Raw genomic sequence first — 23,315 nt, 5'->3', positions numbered from 1 at the left:
TATCTATTATGAAGAATAATTAAGAATAAATCGTGTCAACAAAAACGTGATGAAACTGGCTGAAAGCTTAACAATTGATTGGATTTTAGTAAATAGCTGCTTACAGTTTGCGGCTTGGGGGTTATTCTCCCTATTACTCGCAGAAATATTGAGGGACAGCTACCATGCTTTGTGTCACCAGGTAACTTGGCTGGCTAAATGGCATAATAAGCACCATGCGGCTTATCGTCGGGATTTATCGTTAGTTTCCCAAAAAGCTTATTTAGATTCTCAACTTTACCATGACATATTAGAGTCGAGTCTCTTGGTATTGATATTAACAGTACTGGCTTTATTCGCCCAGCAATGGGGGTTATGGTTAGGAGTCGTCTATGCTGTAACTTTTTTATATGGTGCATCTGGGCGGTATTTCCAAGGGACAATTGATACAGACTACAACCACCTACCTGGACCTTTACAGACAATTCCTTCCGTTTGGTGGGTAAATAGAACTTATCATTGGCGACATCATTTTGATGATGTTAACGCTTATTACAGTGGTGTCTTTCCTTTAGTGGATAAAATTTTGGGAACAGGACTTTCTGTCAAAGGTAAAACCGTGGCTTTAACAGGTGCGTCTGGTGCGTTAGGACAAGCATTGGTGGCTCAATTGCTGAAGCATAATGCTACAGTTGTGGCATTAAGCACCAATCCCGATAAAATACAGCCGCAAGCTGGGGTGAAGGTGCTGGCTTGGGAATTGGGTAATGAAGCGGAACTACAAGCCAGATTAGAGAAAGTGGATATTCTCATTATCAATCATGGCGTGAATGTTTATAGCGATCGCACATCAGCAGCAATTCAAAATTCCTATGAAGTCAATACCTTTTCGGCGTTGCGGTTGATAGATATATTTTCTGCAACTGTTACAGGTCCATTTGCTAAAGCCACTAAAGAAATTTGGGTTAACACTTCGGAAGCGGAGGTTTCCCCAGCTTTAAGTCCTCTCTATGAACTCAGTAAAAGAGCTTTGGGGGATATGATTACTCTCAAGCGGCTAGATCAAGTGTGTGTAATTCGTAAGTTAATCTTGGGACCATTTAAGAGTCAACTAAATCCTTATGGTGTGATGTCAGCATCTCAAGTAGCGCGAGGGATTTTGTTTTTAGCCAATCGTGATTTTAGAAATATTATTGTCACAATCAACCCGCTGACATATTTGCTATTTCCCATCAAGGAATTTAGTAATTGGTTGTATTATCGCGTTTTTAGTAAAGCCGACTAATTCTATAGTAATTAGCATTTAAATAAGTCATCTTGTAGAGATATTTACTAATCTCTACATGGTGATATAACGGCAATTATGTAAAATACAGTTGCCATGAATTTAAAATAAAAAAGTCAAGTGATGTATTTTATTTAATCGAGAAACTCTATAATTTACATTACCATACAATATGTTCTTTTTGTGATTTTGCAAAATTTTCTGCTAATAATATTAAGTCTTCATAGGGCAAAGATGAACTACTATAAAATGAATGCTTTTTACTGCGGGGTGTATAATCAAAAAAGAGAGCGAATCTATCTGATTTTATGGGTATTTTCCCACGATGAAATATACGATCTGTAGCAGCGAATACCACTGTACCTATAGAACCAAGACATGATTTATAATTTTCAGAAGATGTAAACTCTTGCATGATTTTGTCACTAATGTAGCCAGATACATATTTTAAAGAATGAGCTATATCTGAAGTTAAAGACTGAGAAATATATTGAAATGGTCCGTGGTTCTCATCAATATCATTCAAATAAATAATGATTTTCATTACTCTTTGAGCTTCTCTATCTATATGCCATAATCTTGAACCTTTTTCTAATTGATTGCTGATATCTCTACGAAAATATACACCATGATAGGCTACTGGAAATCCAAAATAATTCTCAATAATGTTGAGTAAACGTTGTTCTAATCCCCACAAAAATATTTCTGGATATTCCATTATTTGCTGAGAAGTAGCATGAACAACAATTTCTTCTTGCTGACTATCAATACTTGTTCTTATTTTGGGTATGATATTTTTAGCTGCATCTAGTAATTGATAGCTAGATGGAATCCCTAATTCTTCTAATGTTGTAATTACAACTCCCTCCTCTTTGATTCTATTGAGTAAATAAAAATCACTTTGGGAAAGATGCGGCAGATAGATAATATGTTTTTTTACCGCTTTTTGATAGGCTATTTCACCTTGATCTCGTACAAATGGAATTTTATTAATCCTTGTTAAAATTTTATTGTGAGTTTTTTGGCAAAACTTATACATTATCTTTTATGCTCAGATTACTTTAGATGTAAACATAACTTTTTTAACCAATTTAATTATCTTTCTTTGGTTATAGAAGTGCTTGATTTTGAGTAAGTAATTGGCATTATGGCTGGTATTTATTGCTATTTAATACTTTCCGTATTTTGATGTGGTTGAAAATTTAATTATATGGCGTTAAAAATAATACTCATTGAGAGCATAATTAGTACAGTATAAAAAATAAAAAATAAAAAACTGAGTTTGTAGATATTTCGATTCCTTTCACATTGACAATGTCTATCAGTAAGAATCACACTATCCAAAATAGTATAAAATAGACTAAATTGGTTTATCTTCAATGTTCTATCAAAGCAAAATATTGTTTTTATCGTTCGCATTCTTACTAAGTTTAATTAGTCTATTCCTCAGTGCTTGGATTGTTATTCCTGCTCCAAATATGTTTTTACTTAAACTGGCAGTAGGAGCGCCAGAAATTAGTCCTTGGTTGTTGATATTAAATGTACTTTCTTTATTTGTTTCTTTTTTTTGGATTCGTCAGCGTAAAATACAGCGTCTGGCATACATTTTTAGCTGCATAGGATTGTTATTTTGTGCATTAGTGCTAGTGAATATTACAACAACTCAAATGCAAATAGAGCAAGGGATGAAACAAGGCTTAGGTACAAATTATCTAGACAAAATTCCCATCCAAGTCAGCACCAAGATGCAACCTAGTCCTTTTAGTTTAATTAATACTTTTCGAGGGATTCCATTAGGTAAAACTCGTCATCAAACCGGGATTGTTTTTGCTAATCCGGCAGGAGTGGCTTTACAAATGGAAGTTTATCAACCTCAAGCAGTGGGGAAATATCCAGCGCTAGTAGTCATTTATGGTGGAGCTTGGGAATATGGTAATCCTCATGCAAATTCTGAATTTAATCAATATATTGCCAGTCGTGGATATACAGTATTTGCTATTGATTATCGACACGCACCCAAATATACATTTCCGGCTCAATTAGATGATATAAATACAGCCCTAAATTTTATTCGCAAACACGCTGCTGAATATGAAGCAGATGTAGAACGCATGATATTATTAGGACGTTCTTCGGGAGCGCACTTAGCGATGTTGGCGGCTTATCAACCAGATGCACCAACTATTTTAGCTGTGGTAAACTATTACGGACCTATTGACTTAACTGAAGGATATAAATCACCACCAAGTCCTGATCCTATTAACAGTCGCGCAGTTTTAAAAGCATTTATTGGTGGCTCTTTATCAGAATTTCCTCAACAGTATAAAATGGCTTCACCGATAAATTACGTTACTCGTCCTTTACCACCAACTTTATTAATTTATGGTGGTCGTGATCATTTAGTAGAAGCGAGATTTGGTAGACAAATGTATGAGCGTTTACATAACTCTGGTAATACTGCGGTTTTTATAGAAATTCCTTGGGCTGAACACTCTTTTGATGCGATTTTTAATGGTGTTAGTAATCAATTAGCTTTATATTACACCGAAAGGTTTTTGGCTTGGGCTTTGTTTAGCCAGTAATTTCATCATCTTTAATCATCAAATTTCACAATTATTAGAAGCATATGGTGCGGTTTTTTGTAACAGTGATTTTAGTTTTTTTAACTTCATGTAGTAGTATTGCACTGCTACCGACTTATGATTTAGTTCAGAAAGCGATCGCACTCCAAGTAGAACAAACCCAACAGCAACTTAGCCAAAAGCTAGATTTAGACTTCCAATCATTTGATATTCAGGGACTTTCAGTTACTCAACAACAACCCCTGACGATTGAAAATTTACCCGCTTACCGTGTGCGGGGAACCTATAATCTCATAGTCAAATTACCAAAACGCAGCTTTACCCAAGCGCAAAAACCCTTTGAGGTGTATTTGCAAATTCAGAAAGAAGGTAAAAGTTGGAGGTTGCTGCTTCCAGAGAAAAATAGTCAAAATACTCACCCAATTTGGCGTAGTTATCTAATTCTTTAGTGTGCTAGTGCAAAAACTATCACAAGTCAACAAGCTAAAAACTCAAGTTCAAAATCCCAAATTTCTATAATTATAGCAACAGACAGGGCGGTTAGGACACCAACTGATTATAAAACCTAGACACCAAAAGACTTTTCAGACTGTCACCTGTCACCTGTTCCCTGTCACCTGCTATACCATGTGCTATTAGAAAAACCAGCACAGTGACAGAAGTATAACAGCTAACCTGTAGCCATGATGGGGGTAACTGTTTTACCGAAGATAAAAAATATGTATTTCAACTTTTTTATCAGTTCTATTGTGGGAATTGTTGTCACAGTATTACTAGCTTTTGGGGTTTTGCAATGGTTACACATACCTGCTGGTAATTTTCTTGATTGGGTAATTGGTGGTGCAAGTTTTTGGTGGTTATTAGTAATTGTCACAGTTCCTTGGAATGTGCATTTTCAAGCTAAAGAAGTTTTAGCAGAAGCAGCAGAATCAATTGAAAAAAACATTCCCGTAGATGAAAAACAAATTAATTATGTAAAAGCTTTAGCCAAGCGTTCCTTCTGGCTGGCAATTAGTTTACACTTAATTTCAGCCGTTGGTCTTTATATCTTAGCTGCTACGGGGATTAGTGCTGTAGGATATATCAGTTCTGGAGCAGCTTTGTTATTAACTTTACTGCGTCCAGCTATCAGCGCCTATGAATATTTGTATGCTCGGTTGAGAATGATTCGCCAAGCATTTACTTATCCTCGTGAAGATATTTTGGAACTTCGGAATCGCTTTTCTGAAATAGAACAAAAAATCAAATCTTTAGAAGATCAACTTAATCCAGAACAGTCTTATTCTTTAGTAGCTAATCAACAACGTTTTTCTGAAGAAACCCGCCGAGAACTAGCGCGAATTATGGCTAATTTAGAAGAATTGCGGGCTACAAATCAATCAGAACATGAACGTCTATCGAGAGAAGCCAGAAATGCGATTGCACAACTTTCTAGTGATGGACAATTTCTCGATCATGTCCGGGAAATTATCAGATTCTTTAAATCTGCATAATCATCAATTACAGCAATCCGGCTGATTCATAAAGTCGTTTAAATAACGCTTTAATTTTTGTACCATAATCTGAATCTGCTGACCATCTTCCTGATAGTTGATCTACTGAGGGCGCTATACCTCTAGTCACAAATCTAAACCGAGGATCTACTTCTTGTTGTACTAAAGGTTCTAAACTGGCGTAGGCTTTCAAATGTTGAATATGCGCTCTGACTCCTATTCTGGCACTAGAAAAAGATGCAGCTTGTGCGCCACCACCTATTGCTCCTAAACCAGCAAAGTTATTTTGTTGAGGTTTGACATCACCACCAAAACGTAAAAATCCAGTTTCTAAACACATTTGACAAAAGGCAATATCGTGGTTTACTCCTTCGAGAGCAGCTTCTTCTCGATAAAGTTTCGGCACATCAGGAAACTGGACAATAGAGTTTTCATTGTTGTTTTTGAGAAAGATTTGTAACTGTATTTCTGAAGTATTGCCCCTAGAAATAATTTTGTCACTTTCTGCTGGAAAAACCGTGAGAATTGAGCGCAATTTAACAGCCCTATTTTCACCATCCCAAGCAACAGAAATATTGAAATCTCTAAGTTCAATGGCTTTAATATAAACTATGCTACGATAGGAAATACGGCGGAAATTAGCTGATTTTGATAAATCAAGCCCTAGCCGATCTACTAAATCAATGGGGATGTAAGAGTTGCCATTAATCAGTACTCCTTGTTCTGCATAATTTTGACCATTGATATTGATATTGATTTGTGGATAATTTGGTTCTACGGGAGTTCCAGGATTGGGATCAATTGCTCGACTCCAAGTTATTAGTCCATCAACAATTCCTAAAGCAAAATCACGGCGACGAGTTTGTAGTAAAGTTCGATCATCTGGACTGCTAATAAAACCTACTTGTAATGATAATGCTGCGATCGCAGTCTGACGACAAAACATCAAACTACCTAAGCCACTATCTGTATCCGGTTTAACGCCACGATTCGGTAATTGAGGCACACGGCGCAACAATCCCATCAGCAACATCTCTGCATTTTGTTTACGGATATTGTTGTTGGCAATATAGAAAACACTAGCCCCCCGGACATTAGGACTACTAGCCGCATCAGAGTGAATTTCTACCGTCACATCAGTGGAACGAGCGCGAGAATTAATCCAGGTAATAGTTTGAGCCGCACTCAAATCATCAGGAACAGCTAACACTTCCACAGTCCGGGATCTCAGTTCTGTAACGATCAAATCCCGTAAAAGAATCATTTCTTTGGCTTCAGTAGTACCAGCTGCGATCGCACCAGAATCAATTCCGCCCGCTTCTTTGCCCCCATGCGCCGCCGAAATAAAAATACGTCCCATTTTTGATGTTTCCCGTTGTTAAGCTCTTTTCTTATGCAATTTTATCGATTATTCGGGTTCTAGGAACAAGAATTATAATAGTCTCTGAAGGCGGGAGTTAGGAGGCAGGGGGCAGGGGGCAGGGGGCAGAAGAAATATCAATATTTGCTCATCTTGTCTACCAATTACCAATCACCAATCACCAATCACCAATCACCAATCACCAATTACCAATCACCAATTACCAATCACCAATCACCAATTACCAATCACCAATTACCAATCACCAATCACCAATCACCAATCACCAATCACCAATCACCAATCACCATTACCTAAAAAATGCAAATCCCCCGCTTACATCCAGACACAGTTGAAGAAGTCAAACTCCGCGCTGACATTGTTGATGTTGTTTCGGAGTATGTAGTCTTACGGAAGCGCGGAAAAGATTTTGTTGGTTTATGCCCTTTTCATGATGAGAAAAGCCCCAGTTTCAGCGTCAGTCCAAATAAGCAAATGTATTATTGCTTCGGTTGTCAAGCTGGAGGTAACGCCATTAAGTTTGTCATGGATTTGAGTAAACGCCACTTTACAGAAGTGGTACTAGACTTAGCGCGACGTTACCAAGTCCCTGTACAAACCTTAGAACCAGAACAAAGGCAAGAATTACAGCGCCAGTTATCTCTGCGTGAGCAGTTGTATGAGGTTTTGGCTTCCACAGCCCAATTTTATCAACACGCCCTCAGACACACGCAGCAACAAAAGGTAATGCAGTATTTACAGGAGAGTCGCCAACTTAAAGAAGAGACAATTCAACAATTTGGTTTAGGTTATGCGCCTTCTGGTTGGGAAACCCTGCATCGGTATTTGGTGGAAGATAAACGTTACCCAGTGCAATTGGTGGAAAAGGCAGGTTTGATTAAACCGAGGAAAGAAGGCGGTGGATATTATGATGTATTTCGGGATAGGTTGATGATTCCTATTCGTGACGTACAAGGGCGAGTAATTGCTTTTGGTGGGAGAACACTGACAGAAGAACAACCAAAATATTTAAATTCCCCAGAAACAGAACTTTTTAGTAAAGGTAAAACCTTATTTGCTCTAGATCAAGCTAAAGACGGAATTGCTAAATTAGATCAAGCTGTGGTAGTTGAGGGATACTTTGATGCGATCGCTCTCCATGCTGCGGGAATTAATAACGCCGTCGCTTCTCTGGGAACAGCTTTAAGCATAGAACAAGTCCGTTTACTCTTGCGTTACACCGATTCCAAACAACTAGTACTCAACTTTGATGCTGACAAAGCTGGAACCAACGCCGCCGAAAGAGCGATTGGTGAAATTGCAACATTAGCATATCAAGGCGAAGTGCAATTAAAAATTCTTAACTTACCCAACGGTAAAGATGCTGATGAATATTTACATAGTCATACAGCCGCAGATTATCAGCAACTATTAACCAACGCCCCATTATGGCTAAATTGGCAAATTCACCAAATTATTCAAAATAGAGATTTAAGACAAGCTACCGACTTTCAACAAGTCACGCAACAAATAGTAAAACTCTTGCAAAATATAGTTAATAGTGATACTCTTAATTACTACATTTCCTACTGTGCAGAAATACTCAGCTTAGGGGACGCTAGACTTATTCCTCTAAGAGTTGAGAACTTACTAACTCGAATTTCTCCTACTAACGTACAAAGCCCAAGTGCAAGAGTACGCAAACAGGAGCCTAAAACGCCAAAGCTATCTCTAGTAAATACAGAACGTAGTCTACTAGAACGAGCCGAGGCGTTATTATTGCAAATTTATCTCCATTGTCCAGAACAGCGTCAAGTAATAATTAACGAATTAGAAGAGCGAAATTTAGAATTGAGCCTTTCTCATCACCGTTTTTTATGGTTACAGATTTCCGAATTAACAGACGAAGCTGATTTAATTTCCAGTTTACAAAATCGATATTTAGAATTATCAGAAGAATTAGTATTAGTTGCTCATTTATTTAATTTAAATGAGAAAACCAATAAAGAAATATTGCGTACTCCCCAAGTAGTTCAAGCAACGCTGGCTTGTATGGAAATAGTCTTGAGAGAAAAGCGCTGTCGTCACTTTATGGAACTATGGGAGAACATAGATATCCAAGCAGAACCAGATAAATATAAATATTATGCAGACGCTATGTATGCTGAAAAAACGCGACTACAAGAACTAGACAAACAGCGACAATTTTCGATTACAGAATTATTGTAATTTAGTAGGAAATAGGCTTAAAAGTTGTGTAGGGTGGGCTACCTATATTTGAAAAATCAAATAGGATTGCTATATAAAATTTGTGAAAGTTTTATAACTCAATAGAGTTCAACTAAACAATTTCTTTCTTCTCTGTGTCCTCTGTGTCTCTGTGGTATGGCTAACGCCACGCTTCGCGAACCTTAAAAAAAGACTTTAACAAATGTGCGTCGTAACAAATTCAATAACATCTGCTAAACCGGCTTGAGTTTTCAAATTCGTAAAAATGAAAGGTTTTGCGTCGCGCATTTTTTTAGCATCTCGTTCCATCACACCTAAATCAGCACCAACATAGGGAGCAAGGTCGGTTTTATTAATAACTAATAAATCAGATTTAGTAATACCTGGACCACCTTTGCGGGGAATTTTATCACCAGCAGCCACATCAATCACATAGATTGTTAAATCAACTAATTCAGGACTAAAAGTAGCAGCTAAATTATCACCACCACTTTCTAAAAACACCAAATCTAAATCTGTAAATTTTTCTTCCAGTTGTTCAATTGCGGCTAAATTCATGGAAGCATCTTCGCGGATAGCAGTATGGGGACAACCTCCTGTTTCTACACCCAAAATGCGATCGCTCTCCAACGCCTGAGAACGCACCAAAAACTGAGCATCCTCTTGAGTATATATATCATTCGTCACTACTGCTAAGTTATATTGTGCGCGTAAAGCCTTACACAAAGCATCAACTAAAGCCGTTTTCCCCGAACCCACTGGACCTGCTACCCCAACTCGAAATGTATTCATAAGTAATTAATTATTGGTTATTTGTGAAATTATCAAATATTCCCTATTCCCTATTCCCTATTCCCTGTTCCCTGTCACCTGTCACCTGTTCCCTGATTTAACTTCTAAACAACCTAGTATACTGGGTTTCATGCTGCATACTAGCCAAAGATAACCCCCAACTACAACAAGCCAAATCATCATCCTCCAAAGCCAAAATTTCCACCATTGCAGCAGTTAATAATTCTTGTAACCCAAGTAATAATTCTTGTCCAGCAGTTTGACCTAGAGGAATAAGTTTAACTCCCGCAGTAATTAAATTATTTGCCCAACTATGGAGATATGCTAATGATGCAGCATCTGTGTTAATTTGCCAATGAGCGCCGGCAATACCAAATGCGATCGCATAATTGCAAGGATAACCCACAGATGTAGCTAATGGTAAAGTTGTCGGTGCGAGTTTACCTAATAATTGTATGAGCGATCGCCCCATTTGCCAACTAGAAGCGCGTAACTCTTCGGTATCTCTCACCGCAGATAACCACAAATTCCATCGACGTAAAGCTTCCACATCATTCATATTAGCAGCATTTAACCCTCTCACCATTACAGCAGTATCTAGTCGAATTGACCCATAACTTAACTCAGCTTCTAACCAATGTTTGAGATTTTCCACATTAGTAATAGTGCCATTTTCCACTAACATTTCCAAACCTTCTGAATAGCTATAAGCTCCCACCGGTAAAGCTGGACTAGCTAATTGTAAAATAGATAAAAAATTACTATGAGTGAGAATGTCCATAAGCTCCTAATTCTGGTTGAAAAGGTACAACTTCTTCCTTAATTTCTAAACCCAATTGTGTTAACATAGCCTGTAAAACTGAATCTGGAGACAAGCGTAAATAAGTCGGAGTAATTTCTACAGGTACATGGCGATTTCCCAAATGATATGCAGCCCTTAATAATAAAGGTATTTCTGCAAATACAGTCAAAACAGGTTCAGGTTTAGCAATAATTTTGATTAAATTACTTTGACTTTCATCAGCGAGAATATCACCATCATGTAAAACCGTACCTCTCGGTAAACGCAAAAACACAACTTTACCATCCTCCAATGTAAATCGGTGACGACTGCGGGCGCGTTCTTCTGCGGTGAGTGCGAGAGTTAAATTAACAACAGCATTAGAGTCAGTTCGTTGATATTGCGTCAAAGTTAGCATAATTGATTCATCAATACATATCTTGATGAATTTTAAACCTTTCTTGTCCCAAAAAACTAGAAATCTAGAACTTACGCACTATACAAATTGGACATGATATAGATCAACGATAATTGCTAATTGTAAGCTTTTGGGACATCATATTAGTAGGGTGCGTCAGACTGGATAATTTTGCACAATTAATATATTTTCCATAGCTGACGCACCTGACAAGAGACTGAAACTCATACTTCATATTTGATAATATTTGATGTTTTCTGTCAATGCGTAAGTCCTAAAATCTATAAAAAGCCCCTTTACTTATTAGGTAAAGGGGAATAAGCATATTTAGAAATTTTACTAGATAGTTAAATAGCAAATAATTCTTCATAATCATGCGAGAAAAAAGTATGCAGTTTCAGAAAATTTTCTGGTGTAATAGCATTTTGGATCACAGCAAAAACCGCACGTACATGAATCGCACCTATAGTGGGGTCTATATTTTCTTTTTTACTTGCACGCTCAATAAATTCTTGCAAATGAAATGATTGATTAGCTTCTGTCTCTCTCTCTCGTAAATATTGACCTAATACTTCTGGTAGTTGTTCAGCTAATTTTTGCACTTCATCATTAGGAATAAGTTCTTTAATGGTTGCTAATGTAGCATGAGTTGCAAGTTCAGCCTCTTCACGAGAATTTGATTGAGTGAGACTTTGTACATGAGTAATAAACTCTGTATATTCCATTTTTAACCTCCTAAGTAGATTGTTAGTAAAAGATTTTGAATAACGTTTACCCAATTAATGACAAAATCAACTAAGAGATAAACACAGAGTAAACACTATGCTTGTTACTCTGTGGCTGCGATTGTGATGATTGGGGTATCTGCACCCTTAAATCCTTACGCCCTTTGCTTCTTACTAAGATTAATCTAAGTTTATTTATATTTAGCTTCATCTGTCTTGCGACTGGTTTAAATATGCTACTTGCGAATTACGAATCTATCTTTTTGTAGTGTTTTTATAATCTACTATTTACTAATAGTCTAAGTTTTTAGAGTATTTATGATCATATGAAAATGTGTTGATTGTAGTTGCATATCCTATTGACTTAATGTTATTTGGTTTTCTACTATTTAAATTAAACGTGGCTTTAGCAGATTTAACCAAAGTAAGGATAGTTTGACAATGTCTAATCTATTGTTCACTGATGTAACTGTTGAACAACAAGAAATTATCGTAGGTGGTGCTATTTTTGATAGCATTATAAACTCTTTCACTCAAAAGTTCACGACAATTCCTGATTTTGTGAACAGCAGTTTATCAAATGCATTAGGTAATGTGAATGGATTTTTAAATTGTTTTCTCTCAATTTAATTTCCGGGTTAACACCAGGAAATCCAACATTATTAAACCTGATGATCAAAGCTGTTGTTGGGTTCCGCTTTGGTTAACCCAACCTACATTACTTAATTTTCATGGTCTGAATCAGGATTTAGAGGATTTAAAGATTAATAGGATTTTGTATTTATGAAAAAATAATTTATCCTGTTCATCCTCAAATTCTAAGTATCCTGATTCAGACATTTTCACGGCTTGATTAAATTAACTCATAATTGCTTGATATCGCCCCAACGCAATTAAAGGAAAATACTGTTGATAGAGGTGATACTTCAAATAAAAATGACAAGGAAAACCCGTTCCTGTAAAGTATGATTCATCCCAAGTACCATCAGATTTTTGAGTTGTTAATAGATAGTTAATTCCTTTTTCAAGGCTATCAGTAGCTAATTTACCCGTTGCTTCACCTGCGGCTATTAAACCAATTAACGCCCAAGCTGTTTGGGAAGCTGTGCTGTCTCCTTTTCCTTTAAGGTGCGAATCGTTGTAACTAAAACAAGTTTCTCCCCAACCACCATCATTATTTTGAACTTTGACTAACCAAGCTGCACCTCTTTCTATATTGATTTCATATTTTTGAGGATTTATTAAAGCTAAAGCTGATAAAACGCCACTGGTTCCATAGATGTAATTTACTCCCCAACGTCCAAACCAACAACCTTCTGATTCTTGTTCATCTAATAGATAAGTTAGTGACTTTTCTAAGTTATCTGGTTTAATTGATAAATTACAAGCCCCCAACATTTCTAATACTCTAGCAGTGACATCTGCTGTATTGGGATCAATCATGGCTTTCAAATCACCATAAGGTACAGAATTGAGCCAATCTTGATTATTATCAACATCAAAAGCCGCCCAACCTCCTGGTTGACATTGCATCGATGCTATCCAATTTAAAGCTCGATTAATAGCTTGTTTTTTCAGTTCTTCATTTGGCAATTTTGTTTGATGTAAAGCCATGACAACTACAGCCGAATCATCAACATCAGGATAAAAGCGATTGTCAAATTCAAACGCCCACGCGCCGGGTTTTCCTTGGTGATTTTTTACCGCCCAATCACCATAATCTAAAATCTGTTTTTCTATTAACCATTCTCCAGCTTTCACCACCGCAGAATTATCAGGTGAAACTCCAGAATCAATTAAGGCGCGAATCGCCCAAGCTGTATCCCACACTGGTGAAACACAAGGCTGAACGCAGTAATTATTTTCTGTTTCAATGACGAAATTATCAACTGCTTTTAAACCCCGATAGATAATCGGGTCATTAACATCGTAATCTAAACACTTTAAAGCTAATAAGGAATTCAACATGGCGGGAATAATTCCCCCCCAATCTCCTGTAGCTTCTTGACGTTCTAAAATCCATTTTTCTGCGGCTTTAATTCCTTCATTTCTAAAAGGTACAAAATTTAAGCTTTCTGCTAATTTAAAACCATTATCTAGAATGTTGAATATATCCGACCAATCACCATTTTGAGGTAATTCCCATTTGACGTTATTTACGCCTTCTGCATATAATTCATCTAAATTGATCGGGTTTTCAATTTTAAATATAGGTTTACGATCAAAGACAATTAATAACGGTACGGTACTAGAACGCGCCCAACTGGAAAGTTCATAAATATTAAATGGAAAATTGTTGGGTAACAGCATTACCCAAGATGGTAAAGAAGGAAGTCCCCGCCAATTGTAACAGCCAATTAAGGCGAGATGTAATTTTGTGAAAATGCGGGTTTTGCTAATTCCTCCTTTTTTGAGAATCAAAGATTTAGCTTTCACCATTGCGGGATCATTTGCGGGTACACCTAACAACCTCAACGCCATATAAGCTTCTACGGTTGTACTCAGTTCCCCACCATCACCATAAAACAGTTCCCAACCGCCATGTTCTCGTTGTTGCGATCGCAGATATGCTTCAAATTTGTGTAAAGGTCTGGTTTTGTCTGTTCCCCAAATCTTATGCAGCAGAACGGTTTCAGACGTGATGGTAACATTGGATTCTAACTCAGCCCACCAGTAACCATCTGGATTTTGAATTGAAAGCAGATGTTTTTGACTCGCTGCTATCGCTTCAGTAACTTGCTTGACTTTCACCCTGTCTTGTGTTTGCATTAGTTAGTTTTCTCTGCACTACATGATATTTAATCACATATCTTCTGACTAAAGGAATATGGATTATATTGAACCGCAAAGGCGCGTTCGCGAAGCGTCCCGAAGGGATAGGACGCGAAGGAAGAAGGGAAGAAGGAAGAAGAAGATAAAACAGAGTATTCTGTGTGAGTCACTGAGAGTTTGCAAGAGATATGGCGACAATTTTATTGGGGTTAGTGGTTTTATCTTTGGTAATTTGGTTATTTTTACTGTTGTTTTGGGGGCAGTTTTGGCGGGTAGATCAGCAATTAGAAACTAGTGAATATTCCCCTACACAAAAACCCTTACCGACGGTGTGTGTGGTGATTCCAGCCCGGAATGAGGCTGATGTCATTGCCATTAGTTTGCGATCGCTCCTCCTCCAAGACTATGCTGGTAATTTCCAGATATTTTTGGTAGATGATCAGAGTACAGATGGTACAGCCAACTTTGCCCAAGGAGTAGCCTATGCCGTCAACAAACCCCAGCAATTGCATATTGTCTCTAGTCAAGATTTACCTCCTGGTTGGACTGGTAAACTCTGGGCTATGGAACAAGGTATAAAAGCAGCTATAAAGACCTTTCAGGAAACATCCGTACAATTACCCGATTATTTTTTACTTACTGATGCAGATATAGAACATGATCCCAGTAACCTGCGGCGATTAATTACCAAAGCCGAAGAAGAGAACTTAGACTTAGTATCTGTCATGGTGCGACTGCGTTGTCAAAGCTTTTGGGAACAATTATTAATTCCTGCTTTTGTCTTCTTCTTCCAAAAACTCTACCCATTTCGCTGGGTAAATAACTCCAAAAAAGCCACAGCTGCTGCTGCTGGAGGATGTATCTTAATTCGCCCCGAAGCTTTAAATAGAATTGGTGGTTTGCAAGTAATTCGTCAAGCCTTAATTGATGATTGTTCCTTAGCACAAGCCGTCAAATCTAGTCAAGGGCGCATTTGGCTAGGATTGAGTGCTGTAACTCACAGCTTACGCCCTTATGATTCCCTGAAAACGATTTGGGATATGGTAGCCCGTAGTGCCTATACTCAACTCAATTATTCTCCCCTTCTGCTCATTGGCAGTGTGTTGGGAATGATTTTAGTCTATTTATTGCCACCTTTAGGAATTATCTATGGTTTAGTATTAGGCAAATGGGCTATTACCCTCACCGCCCTCACAGTATATTTATTGATGACCTTTGCCTATTTCCCAATTATCCGCTTTTATAAATGTGTCCCTTGGTTCGCCTTCAGCTTACCAATAATTGCCCTTTTCTATACCTTAATGACCGTAGATTCCGCCATCCGTCACTGGCAAGGACGAGGTGGTGCTTGGAAAGGCAGAGTTTATCCGTAACTAGGGCTTGCTGAATAAGGGGATGATTGAGGCTGACACGGGGACGCGGAGAGATGGAGACACGGAGACGCGGGGACGCGGAGAGATGGAGACGCGGAGACACGGAGAGATGGAGACACGGAGAGATAGAGACGCGGAGAGATAGAGACACGGGGACACGGAGAGATGGAGACACGGAGAGATAGAGACGCGGAGAGATAGAGACACGGGGACACGGAGAGATGGAGACACGGAGAGATAGAGACGCGGAGAGATAGAGACACGGGGACACGGAGAGATGGAAACGCGGAGAGATGGAGACAGGGAGACGCAGTTAAGTACTAGGACAGAATTAATTACACAATGTCATTGCGAATGGAACGCAGTGGAATGACGCAATCGCAAGGGCTGGGATTGCTTCGCTTCGCTCGCAATGACTGTAAATATTTTTGTCCAATTACTTATTATATATTTATGCAGATTTTCAAATCATCCCGCAATTATGCAACGCCTAAATCTTTAATCGAATACGAAATACTACCTTCCCAACGTAAGATTACTTATCTTCTTCCTTCTTCCTTCTTCCTTCTTTCTTCGCGTCCTATCCCTTCGGGACGCTTCGCGAACGCGCCTTCGCGGTTCATTTACAGCGGTTTCCGCTCTATGAGGTACATCTTAGCCCCCTCATCGCTTGCGGGGAGGGGGTTGGGGGTGGGGTTCTTGTACTTCATAACACCGGGAAGTGCTGTAATCCATATTCTTCCAATAGAAAAGGAGTAACTATAAATTTGTAATTGAATCAGCAAAGAGTAATTGAGTTATTTCCGTTAAAACCTTGAGTCCTCTCAAAGATCCACGAATAAGTCTAGTACCAGCTATAGGTTGACGCAGTAATTGCCAAGCTAGAGGTAAAACTTGCAATGAACCGTCAGGACTAATAGCTGATGTCAGATTAGGTATATCGTCAGCAGCATCATCACTAACTACACGCAGTATGGCCACAGATACCCCAATTTGCTGGAAAAATTCCAAGGCTGTAAATCCTTCCATATCTACGACATCAGCCCCTGATATTTTACCCAAATCACGCTTTTCTGCCGCTGACCAAATCAGGCGATCGCTCGTTAAGCCCTTAACAAAAGACACATGATTCCCAATCCGAGTATGTATATCTGCGGTGAACGAGCGATCGCACTCTTGCAGATTTTCTTGAAAAAGGCATTGTTGATATAAAACAATATCTCCAACGGTGTAACGCTGATTTAAACTGCCACACAAACCCATCATCAGCACTCGATTTTCTGGATCATGGGGAATTTTTTCTAAGTATTGTCGCAGTGGCTGCATACCCACAGGAATTGCTAAGACTTTTGGTTGGGAACTGGTGACGCGACTTAAACCACGACACACAGCTTTATATTCTGCACCCTGTGGAACTAAAATTATGTGCATAAGCACTAATCAAATTAAAAAGTTTGAAACTTCGGCAAATCATTTTAGCATGATGGTAGCTAGTGTTCCTGATCTCCGGCTATTGGCGCAAGCAGCACAAGGACAACTACCAGAACCAGAAAAGCTGCCGGGACGAGGAGGAACGAACATAAAAGTCCAAAGTAATTCCTCTTTTGCTGCGGCTTTACCTGCTTTAGCTGCTTCATCATCATTATCTTCCTTTTCCTAATCCTTTCAATAGTTCTCTGGATGTTGCTAAGAAACTGGAAGCCGTCATCAGAAACTGTCTACACTGGAAACTGCTTTTACTGTTGTGGGTTCTCGTGAAGGTGAGCCGAATAAGTTACGCTGTCTATAAAGCTGAAAAAAACGAATAATTACAAAAAAAGGGAACAGGGAACTCTTAAGTAGGTTGGCGTTAAAAATTGTCGTTATGACAAGGGAACTCTTAACAGGGAACTCTTAACAGGGAACAGAGAAGAGGTTTTGGGAGATTTTACTTTTCGTTACATAGTACTCTTCGAGAAGCCGCTGCGCGTCTACGGTTTTTTTCCGTTCACCTACTTAACAGATAAGAAACACTCATTTGCTGAGTTTAAAGCTCAGTCAAAAAACAGTGTCATTATTTCAATCTCACATTTTTAAACATGAGTTTTTTCTGTTAAGAGTTGCCCATTAAGAGTTACCTCTGAAAACATCTGCACTGCAAGCTCAACTGCATTTTGATTTGCCGAATCTACCGGGTGTTACTACAAGTGTAGAAGTGTATAAAATATTAAATTTATCAAAAGCGCCGTCCTACGCCATCCCTCTAAAGAGTGGTGAGTGTCAATACCTATCTTCCCACATCCAGAATTCTAGAATGTAGCCATGGGCAAAACTGACCAAAATGTAGTCCATTAATGTAGCATGACAAATGATTGTGTCAGCCACGCGATGATTGAATTTCCAAGATGGTACAAACTAATAACTCAAAATCCGCACGCGAAGTTTTTAATATCTCCAGATGGGCAATTAAATTCTCGTGGTTGACGGTGTGTTTTTGGATAGCGGTGACGGTAGCGGGTATTCTCGCTTTCGGTTCTCTCAAATACGCTTTGTTCCCAGATATTACCTTTCCCGTGGTGGTGGTAAATGCTCAAGCACCTCTAACTTCTGCTTTAGATACCGAAACCAAGTTAACTAAACCACTGGAAGAAAGCCTCAAGTCTCTAGCAGGAATTGAAAATATCCGTTCCTCAACCTATCCAGGGCAAAGTGCTGTTAGCCTGTTGTTTGCAGTGGGGACAAATTTAGAAACTTCTACTGAGAACACTAAAACAGCACTGAAGGGGTTAAAACTCCCGGCAGGAGCTAATTATAAGATTATTCCTTTAAATCTGAATGAGTCATCAGTGATTAGCTATGCCATTGAGAGTCAGTCAGGCAATTTGGCTGATTTGCAGAAATTGGCCGATGAGAAGATTTTACCAGCGATCGCAAAATTGCCAGGAGTTCTCAAAGTCTCACTATTAGGCGCTCCACCAAAATCACCTCCAATCAATCCTACCAATGCCACGGCGGCTTTAACTCAGGGGGGCGCAAATTTAGTTAGATTTAATGGTCAAGATGTACTATCGTTTCAAGTCATCAAGCGTGGTAATGCTAACGCCTTAGAAGTAGTCAGTCGAGTGGAACAGGAAGTACAAAACCTGCGTTCTACTTTAAAAGATGTCAAACTTACCCTAGCAACTACCCAAGCTGAATATATCCGCAAAGCTACCCAGTCAACCATAGATGCGTTGATGGAAGCTATCATCTTGGCAGTTGTGGTAATTTTCCCATTTTTATGGAATTGGCGAGCTACTTTAATTTCTGCTTTGGCAATTCCTACATCTTTGTTAGCGACGTTTATTGTTATGGCGATTTTTGGCTTTAACCTAGAAACAATTACATTGTTAGCTTTGGCTTTAGTGATTGGTAGTGTCATTGATGATGCCATCATTGATGTAGAAAACATCATGCGCCACATTGAAGAAGGACAAACTCCCCGCGAAGCTGCATACTCAGCTACTGATGAAATTGGTTTAACAGTCGTCGCTACAACGGCCACATCTGTTGCTGTTTTCTTACCTATCGGTTTAATGGGTGGAGTCGTCGGGCAGTTTTTCGAGCCTTTCGGAATTACGGTTTCTGCTGCTTATATTGCTTCTACATTAGTCGCTCGGACTTTATCACCAGTTTTATCTATTTATTGGCTCAAACCTGTTAAGAAAAATTCCAAGAACAGAGAATTGAACCACGAAGAACGCGAAGAACGCGAAGACAAGAGTGTATCCAAGAGTTCTTGGGTAAGTCTTGCAAATATCGGAGTTTATTTTACCGACGCTTATCGAAATTTACTCTCTTGGTCTTTAAATCACCGCAAAATAGTTATTGCTTTAGCTGTATTCAGTTTTATTGCCGGAATTGCTCTAGTTCCCTTTATTCCTAAAGGATTTATTCCCAAATTAGATCGCGGTGAATTTAATATTACTTACACTTCACCTTTGCCGAAAATCCCTGATTTGGCAGCATTGCAACTAGAAGGCAGTGGTTCGACTTCGCTCACCAACCAAGCAGGGAGCAGGGAACAGGGAGCAGGGGGCAGGGGAAGCGCACTTTTACCTAATCCCCAATCCCAAATCCCTATTCCTAACCCTCTTAATGATTCTTTAGAGGTGGCGAAAAAACTAGAAGCAGTGGTGAGAAAATATCCAGATGTGGAAACTGTTTTTACTACGATTGGTTCGCGTGGAGGTGAGCCAAATAAAGGAATTCTCTATGTCAAACTGAAGGAAGACCGCACAATTAAAACAGCAGAATTACAAGACCAATTACGCCAAAGTTTGCCTCAACTTCCTGGTGTGACTACTAGTGTGGAAGATATTCAATTTGTGGATACTGGTGGAGAAAAACCTTTACAAATAGCACTTCGCGGTAATGATTTAAAAAGTTTGAATCAAGCTGCTAAGACTATTAAAGACCGGATTACGAAAATTTCAGGTTTTGCAGATGTCACAGTTACAGGAGATACAAATAACGCAGATCAGGTTTTTCAAGTTGAACGACTAAACCAGCAACGAGTAGCATACATCAGTGCTAACTTGGGTCAGGGTTTAACTTTGGGTGATGCTACAGATAAAATAGTTGCAGAAGCTAAAAGCGTTTTACCTGCTGATGTCACTTTAGGTTTAGGTGGAGATTCTGCCCGACAAAACGAGGTTTTTGGGAGTTTTATTTCCACTTTGATTTTATCGGCTTTGTGTATTATCGTTGTGTTGATTTTACTGTTTAGAAGTTGGGTAGATCCTTTAGTAATTGGCGTTTCTCTACCTTTGGCTGTGGTGGGGGCAATGTTAGCATTACTCTTAACGAAGAGTGATTTTGGCATGATTTCTTTGATTGGTTTTGTATTCTTGCTGGGACTGGCAAATAAAAATGCTATTGTTTTGGTAGATTACATTACTCAGTTACGCCAAGCAGGTTTAGACCGCACGGCAGCTATTCTCAAAGCTGGGCCAGTCAGACTTAGACCAATTATGATGACTACTGTCTCTACTCTGTTGGGAATGTTACCTATTGCTTTGGGTTTTGGTGCGGGTTCTGAATTGCGATCGCCTATGGCCGTTGCTATTGCTGGTGGTTTGGTGACTTCTACTATTCTCAGTTTGATTGTTGTACCGGTTGTCTATGCAATTTTAGATGATTGGTTTCCTCGTCAGAAGGTGACAGGGAACAGGTGACAGGTGACAGTTTGAGATCCCCGACTTCTGTGATCAATCTTCTCATTTACCAAAATGGAAGTTTTAGAAGTCGGGGATATGATATTGTCTGAATCAGGATTACAGGATGTTCATTTGTGTTATAATTTCTTTGTCTGAATCATGATGTCCAGGATTTGAGGATTTACAGGATTTTAGTTCCTTCAATTTCTCAAAAAATACAAAAATAAAAAGATGAAAAAATAAAAAAAAATTCGTTTTTTGGGGTCTAACCCCGTTGACTTTTTTCTCTAGACCTGATATTTTGATAATGGGAATATGTACCTCAATAAAAATTTTATTTAAATCCTATTATATTAATATAGCTATAATACCACGTTGACCCCGACCTGAACCCCTAAAAAAAAGATTTTTTTTTGAAAAAACTTATTTAAAATGAATTAAATTATAATTTAAACTTATTGATCATAGCAAAAAACTCAGTTTTTTCATAAATCCTGTAAATCCTGATTCGGAACTTATTTGTTCAACATAAAATCCTTATTAACAGCGGCATTTTCTATCTGATTACGAAATATATCCAGCATTGCTATAACTTCAGTATGTAATTCTATATATTCTTCCCTGTCAATAATTAAATCGTTGCCATGTGCAATTTTGTTCCTTGCTTCCAAAAGTTTCTCATCTATTAGTTTTGACTTAGTAGAATAAAGTGAAAAGTCTAGCCCCAAAATATGAGAGATTTCTTTTAAAATTTCCGAAGAAAGATTTGATGCAGTAGATATTGCTTTTTTGGGTAAAGAACATCTCGTATTTAATTGGGAAAGAAAAAAGTCACAAACAGGTATATATAATGATACTTTATTCGTCTCTTTTGTCTCCTTCAGTTTTTCTTTCATTGCCAAAGCTAGAAAATTACTAGCAAGCTGATCATAGCAAAGTTTTTGCATGGCAACATATTCTAGATAAGAGTTTGCTGCTAACTTCACAAAACCTTCCCAATGAGCATAAAGAATACATACTCCACTGCGAATTAATGCGTTATGCCTTTGAGGAGAAACATTTTTTAATTCTATCAAGGATTTAACTTCTGAAAGTTCCTTTTTTCGCCAAGCAAGATCAGTTGCAAGGATATCACTTAGTTGTTCAGCAGTGCGGATGCTCATGAGGGAGAAAATACTCCTCTACCAAGGGGGATAAGATAGGGTAAACGTCTATCTGCATTCACACCTGCACCAGACCACTTTTTATAAATTGGATCTGACCAAATACTTTTTATAAGATCAGATATTTGATTTTTTGGAGGTGGATTTTTATAGTTGTATCCAATGCCTAGTGCTACTACTTCAAATACGGATAATAGAAAACCACCCAGAAATCTATCCTCTTCAGATTTATATCTTTTGAAACTAACATCTTCTGTAGTTTCATTAAGAACATCAAATGTTTTCTTGAACGCTGTTTCTATATGACTATAATCTAATTCTTGCTCAAGAGCCATTTTACGCATTTCTTCTGTTAGAAAAATGCTAACATCGTCACCCAATTTTCTAATATCTTCCTCATCTTTATCAAACAAAAGAATAAAGCGTAATACCAATTCCATATCATACTGTTCTTCATAAAGCCTATCACTCAAAGAAATACAGTTTTTGAATGGTTCATAATTTGCAAGTGAACGCATCAATTCATATAGTTTTTTATTCAACATCAAAAGAATACAATTTCTCACTTCTTGAGGTGTAGCAATTGCTCCTCCTGTATTCAGTCGCTGGAATAGCTCATATTTCATCATTGCATCACTTTCTTTCTCAACAATATTGACTGCGATTTTAGCTCGCTTAATCAATAAACGTTGTGCCTGAGTTAGAGAATTATCAGTGTCATTTGGATCATCCCACTTTTTACCTTTTAATGAAGGTAAATAGGTGGTTTTTTGCAAAGCGATGGGAGGCGTTTCTTCTTGATTATCTTTTTTTAAAAGACCTACAAATTCATATATGGTTGATAGTCTCTGAACACCATCTACAACATCCCAAACACCATCGTCTCTTTGACTTACAAAAATTGGTGGAATTGGTATGCCTAACAGAATTGATTCTATAAAGGTTGATTTTTGATGATCTGACCACCGAAAAACCCTTTGAAACTCTGGATGAATATCGATCTCATTACTCTGATAAAGGCTTATCCATTCTCCAATAGACATTGAGTAGCCATCTGTCCGAATTTCTTGCCTTGTTTTGTCAATTTCTTCTTGCAGGGGCATAATTCAAAGTGATATAAACTTTTGTATATATAACTATCTTATTTGGATAGTGATACTTAACTATTCTATCATTAACCGATTAT

General features: G+C 38.2%; 20 protein-coding genes. 10 read left to right on the top strand and 10 right to left on the bottom strand.

Features of this window, described 5'->3' with window-relative positions; all coding sequences use genetic code 11:
• Positions 1-49: 49 nt before the first annotated feature.
• Complete coding sequence (locus ANA7108_RS0121470) at positions 50-1,264, top strand: bifunctional sterol desaturase/short chain dehydrogenase (protein WP_016952887.1); 1,215 nt, start codon at positions 50-52, stop codon at positions 1,262-1,264.
• A 160-nt stretch (positions 1,265-1,424) separates the two neighbouring features.
• Here ANA7108_RS0121470 and ANA7108_RS0121465 read toward each other — a convergent pair whose 3' ends face one another.
• Complete coding sequence (locus tag ANA7108_RS0121465; protein WP_016952886.1) at positions 1,425-2,303, bottom strand: hypothetical protein; 879 nt, start codon at positions 2,301-2,303, stop codon at positions 1,425-1,427.
• Between the two features lie 340 nt (positions 2,304-2,643).
• On the opposite strand from ANA7108_RS0121465, the gene ANA7108_RS0121460 reads away from it, so the two are divergent.
• From ANA7108_RS0121460 to ANA7108_RS0121450, 3 genes are all read left to right on the top strand, one after another.
• The gene (locus ANA7108_RS0121460) at positions 2,644-3,846 is read left to right on the top strand and encodes an alpha/beta hydrolase (protein ID WP_016952885.1); all 1,203 of its coding nucleotides are present in this window, start codon (positions 2,644-2,646) and stop codon (positions 3,844-3,846) included.
• A gap of 44 nt (positions 3,847-3,890) precedes the next feature.
• Positions 3,891-4,295 carry a hypothetical protein gene (locus tag ANA7108_RS0121455; protein ID WP_016952884.1) on the top strand — a complete coding sequence of 135 codons (405 nt, stop codon included), beginning with the start codon at positions 3,891-3,893 and terminating at the stop codon, positions 4,293-4,295.
• Between the two features lie 270 nt (positions 4,296-4,565).
• Complete coding sequence (locus ANA7108_RS0121450) at positions 4,566-5,339, top strand: hypothetical protein (RefSeq protein ID WP_016952883.1); 774 nt, start codon at positions 4,566-4,568, stop codon at positions 5,337-5,339.
• Between the two features lie 7 nt (positions 5,340-5,346).
• Here the strand turns inward: ANA7108_RS0121450 and ANA7108_RS0121445 are convergent, their stop codons facing one another.
• Positions 5,347-6,699 (bottom strand): N-acetylmuramoyl-L-alanine amidase, encoded by a 1,353-nt coding sequence (locus ANA7108_RS0121445; RefSeq protein ID WP_016952882.1) that lies wholly within the window; start codon positions 6,697-6,699, stop codon positions 5,347-5,349.
• Between the two features lie 144 nt (positions 6,700-6,843).
• Here ANA7108_RS0121445 and ANA7108_RS30595 point away from each other — a divergent pair, with 144 nt between their 5' ends.
• Positions 6,844-7,017, top strand: a complete 174-nt coding sequence (locus tag ANA7108_RS30595; protein ID WP_237741535.1) for a hypothetical protein — start codon at positions 6,844-6,846, stop codon at positions 7,015-7,017.
• 3 nt (positions 7,018-7,020) lie between these two features.
• The gene (dnaG, locus tag ANA7108_RS0121435) at positions 7,021-8,928 is read left to right on the top strand and encodes a DNA primase (RefSeq protein WP_016952880.1); all 1,908 of its coding nucleotides are present in this window, start codon (positions 7,021-7,023) and stop codon (positions 8,926-8,928) included.
• 195 nt (positions 8,929-9,123) lie between these two features.
• On the opposite strand, the gene ureG is transcribed toward dnaG, so the two are convergent.
• The 4 genes from ureG to ANA7108_RS0121415 form a co-directional block, all read right to left on the bottom strand.
• Positions 9,124-9,720 carry an urease accessory protein UreG gene (gene ureG, locus ANA7108_RS0121430; protein ID WP_016952879.1) on the bottom strand — a complete coding sequence of 199 codons (597 nt, stop codon included), beginning with the start codon at positions 9,718-9,720 and terminating at the stop codon, positions 9,124-9,126.
• Positions 9,721-9,817: 97 nt separating this feature from the next.
• On the bottom strand, positions 9,818-10,501 hold the full coding sequence (locus tag ANA7108_RS0121425) for an urease accessory protein UreF (RefSeq protein WP_016952878.1): 684 nt from the start codon (positions 10,499-10,501) through the stop codon (positions 9,818-9,820).
• Complete coding sequence (ureE, locus tag ANA7108_RS0121420) at positions 10,482-10,919, bottom strand: urease accessory protein UreE (RefSeq protein WP_016952877.1); 438 nt, start codon at positions 10,917-10,919, stop codon at positions 10,482-10,484. Before ureE ends, ANA7108_RS0121425 begins: the two co-directional genes overlap by 20 nt.
• Positions 10,920-11,266: 347 nt before the next feature.
• Positions 11,267-11,644, bottom strand: a complete 378-nt coding sequence (locus ANA7108_RS0121415) for a DUF2267 domain-containing protein (protein WP_016952876.1) — start codon at positions 11,642-11,644, stop codon at positions 11,267-11,269.
• A 441-nt stretch (positions 11,645-12,085) separates the two neighbouring features.
• On the opposite strand from ANA7108_RS0121415, the gene ANA7108_RS0121410 reads away from it, so the two are divergent.
• A complete protein-coding gene (locus ANA7108_RS0121410) occupies positions 12,086-12,274 on the top strand; it encodes a hypothetical protein (RefSeq protein ID WP_016952875.1) in 189 nt (62 codons plus the stop codon).
• A gap of 228 nt (positions 12,275-12,502) precedes the next feature.
• Here ANA7108_RS0121410 and shc read toward each other — a convergent pair whose 3' ends face one another.
• Positions 12,503-14,413: a squalene--hopene cyclase gene (shc, locus tag ANA7108_RS0121405; protein ID WP_016952874.1), complete on the bottom strand. Its 1,911-nt coding sequence runs from the start codon at positions 14,411-14,413 to the stop codon at positions 12,503-12,505.
• 191 nt (positions 14,414-14,604) lie between these two features.
• Between shc and ANA7108_RS0121400 the strand changes: the two genes are divergently transcribed.
• Entirely contained in the window at positions 14,605-15,789 is a 1,185-nt protein-coding gene (locus tag ANA7108_RS0121400; RefSeq protein ID WP_016952873.1) for a glycosyltransferase, read from the top strand.
• A 759-nt stretch (positions 15,790-16,548) separates the two neighbouring features.
• Here the strand turns inward: ANA7108_RS0121400 and ANA7108_RS0121390 are convergent.
• On the bottom strand, positions 16,549-17,220 hold the full coding sequence (locus ANA7108_RS0121390; RefSeq protein WP_016952871.1) for a hypothetical protein: 672 nt from the start codon (positions 17,218-17,220) through the stop codon (positions 16,549-16,551).
• Between ANA7108_RS0121390 and ANA7108_RS0121385 the strand changes: the two genes are divergently transcribed.
• Entirely contained in the window at positions 17,213-17,449 is a 237-nt protein-coding gene (locus ANA7108_RS0121385; RefSeq protein ID WP_144052410.1) for a hypothetical protein, read from the top strand. The genes ANA7108_RS0121390 and ANA7108_RS0121385 overlap by 8 nt on opposite strands.
• Positions 17,450-18,173: 724 nt before the next feature.
• A complete protein-coding gene (locus tag ANA7108_RS0121380; RefSeq protein ID WP_026104367.1) occupies positions 18,174-20,984 on the top strand; it encodes an efflux RND transporter permease subunit in 2,811 nt (936 codons plus the stop codon).
• 497 nt (positions 20,985-21,481) lie between these two features.
• Here ANA7108_RS0121380 and ANA7108_RS0121375 read toward each other — a convergent pair whose 3' ends face one another.
• Positions 21,482-22,129: an MAE_28990/MAE_18760 family HEPN-like nuclease gene (locus ANA7108_RS0121375; RefSeq protein ID WP_016952868.1), complete on the bottom strand. Its 648-nt coding sequence runs from the start codon at positions 22,127-22,129 to the stop codon at positions 21,482-21,484.
• Positions 22,126-23,232, bottom strand: coding sequence for a DUF262 domain-containing protein (locus ANA7108_RS0121370; protein ID WP_016952867.1), 1,107 nt, complete (start codon positions 23,230-23,232; stop codon positions 22,126-22,128). Before ANA7108_RS0121370 ends, ANA7108_RS0121375 begins: the two co-directional genes overlap by 4 nt.
• Positions 23,233-23,315 lie beyond the last annotated feature (83 nt).

This window comes from Anabaena sp. PCC 7108 (assembly GCF_000332135.1).
Lineage (GTDB): Bacteria > Cyanobacteriota > Cyanobacteriia > Cyanobacteriales > Nostocaceae > Anabaena.
This window is presented reverse-complemented; position numbering and strand designations above follow the sequence as displayed.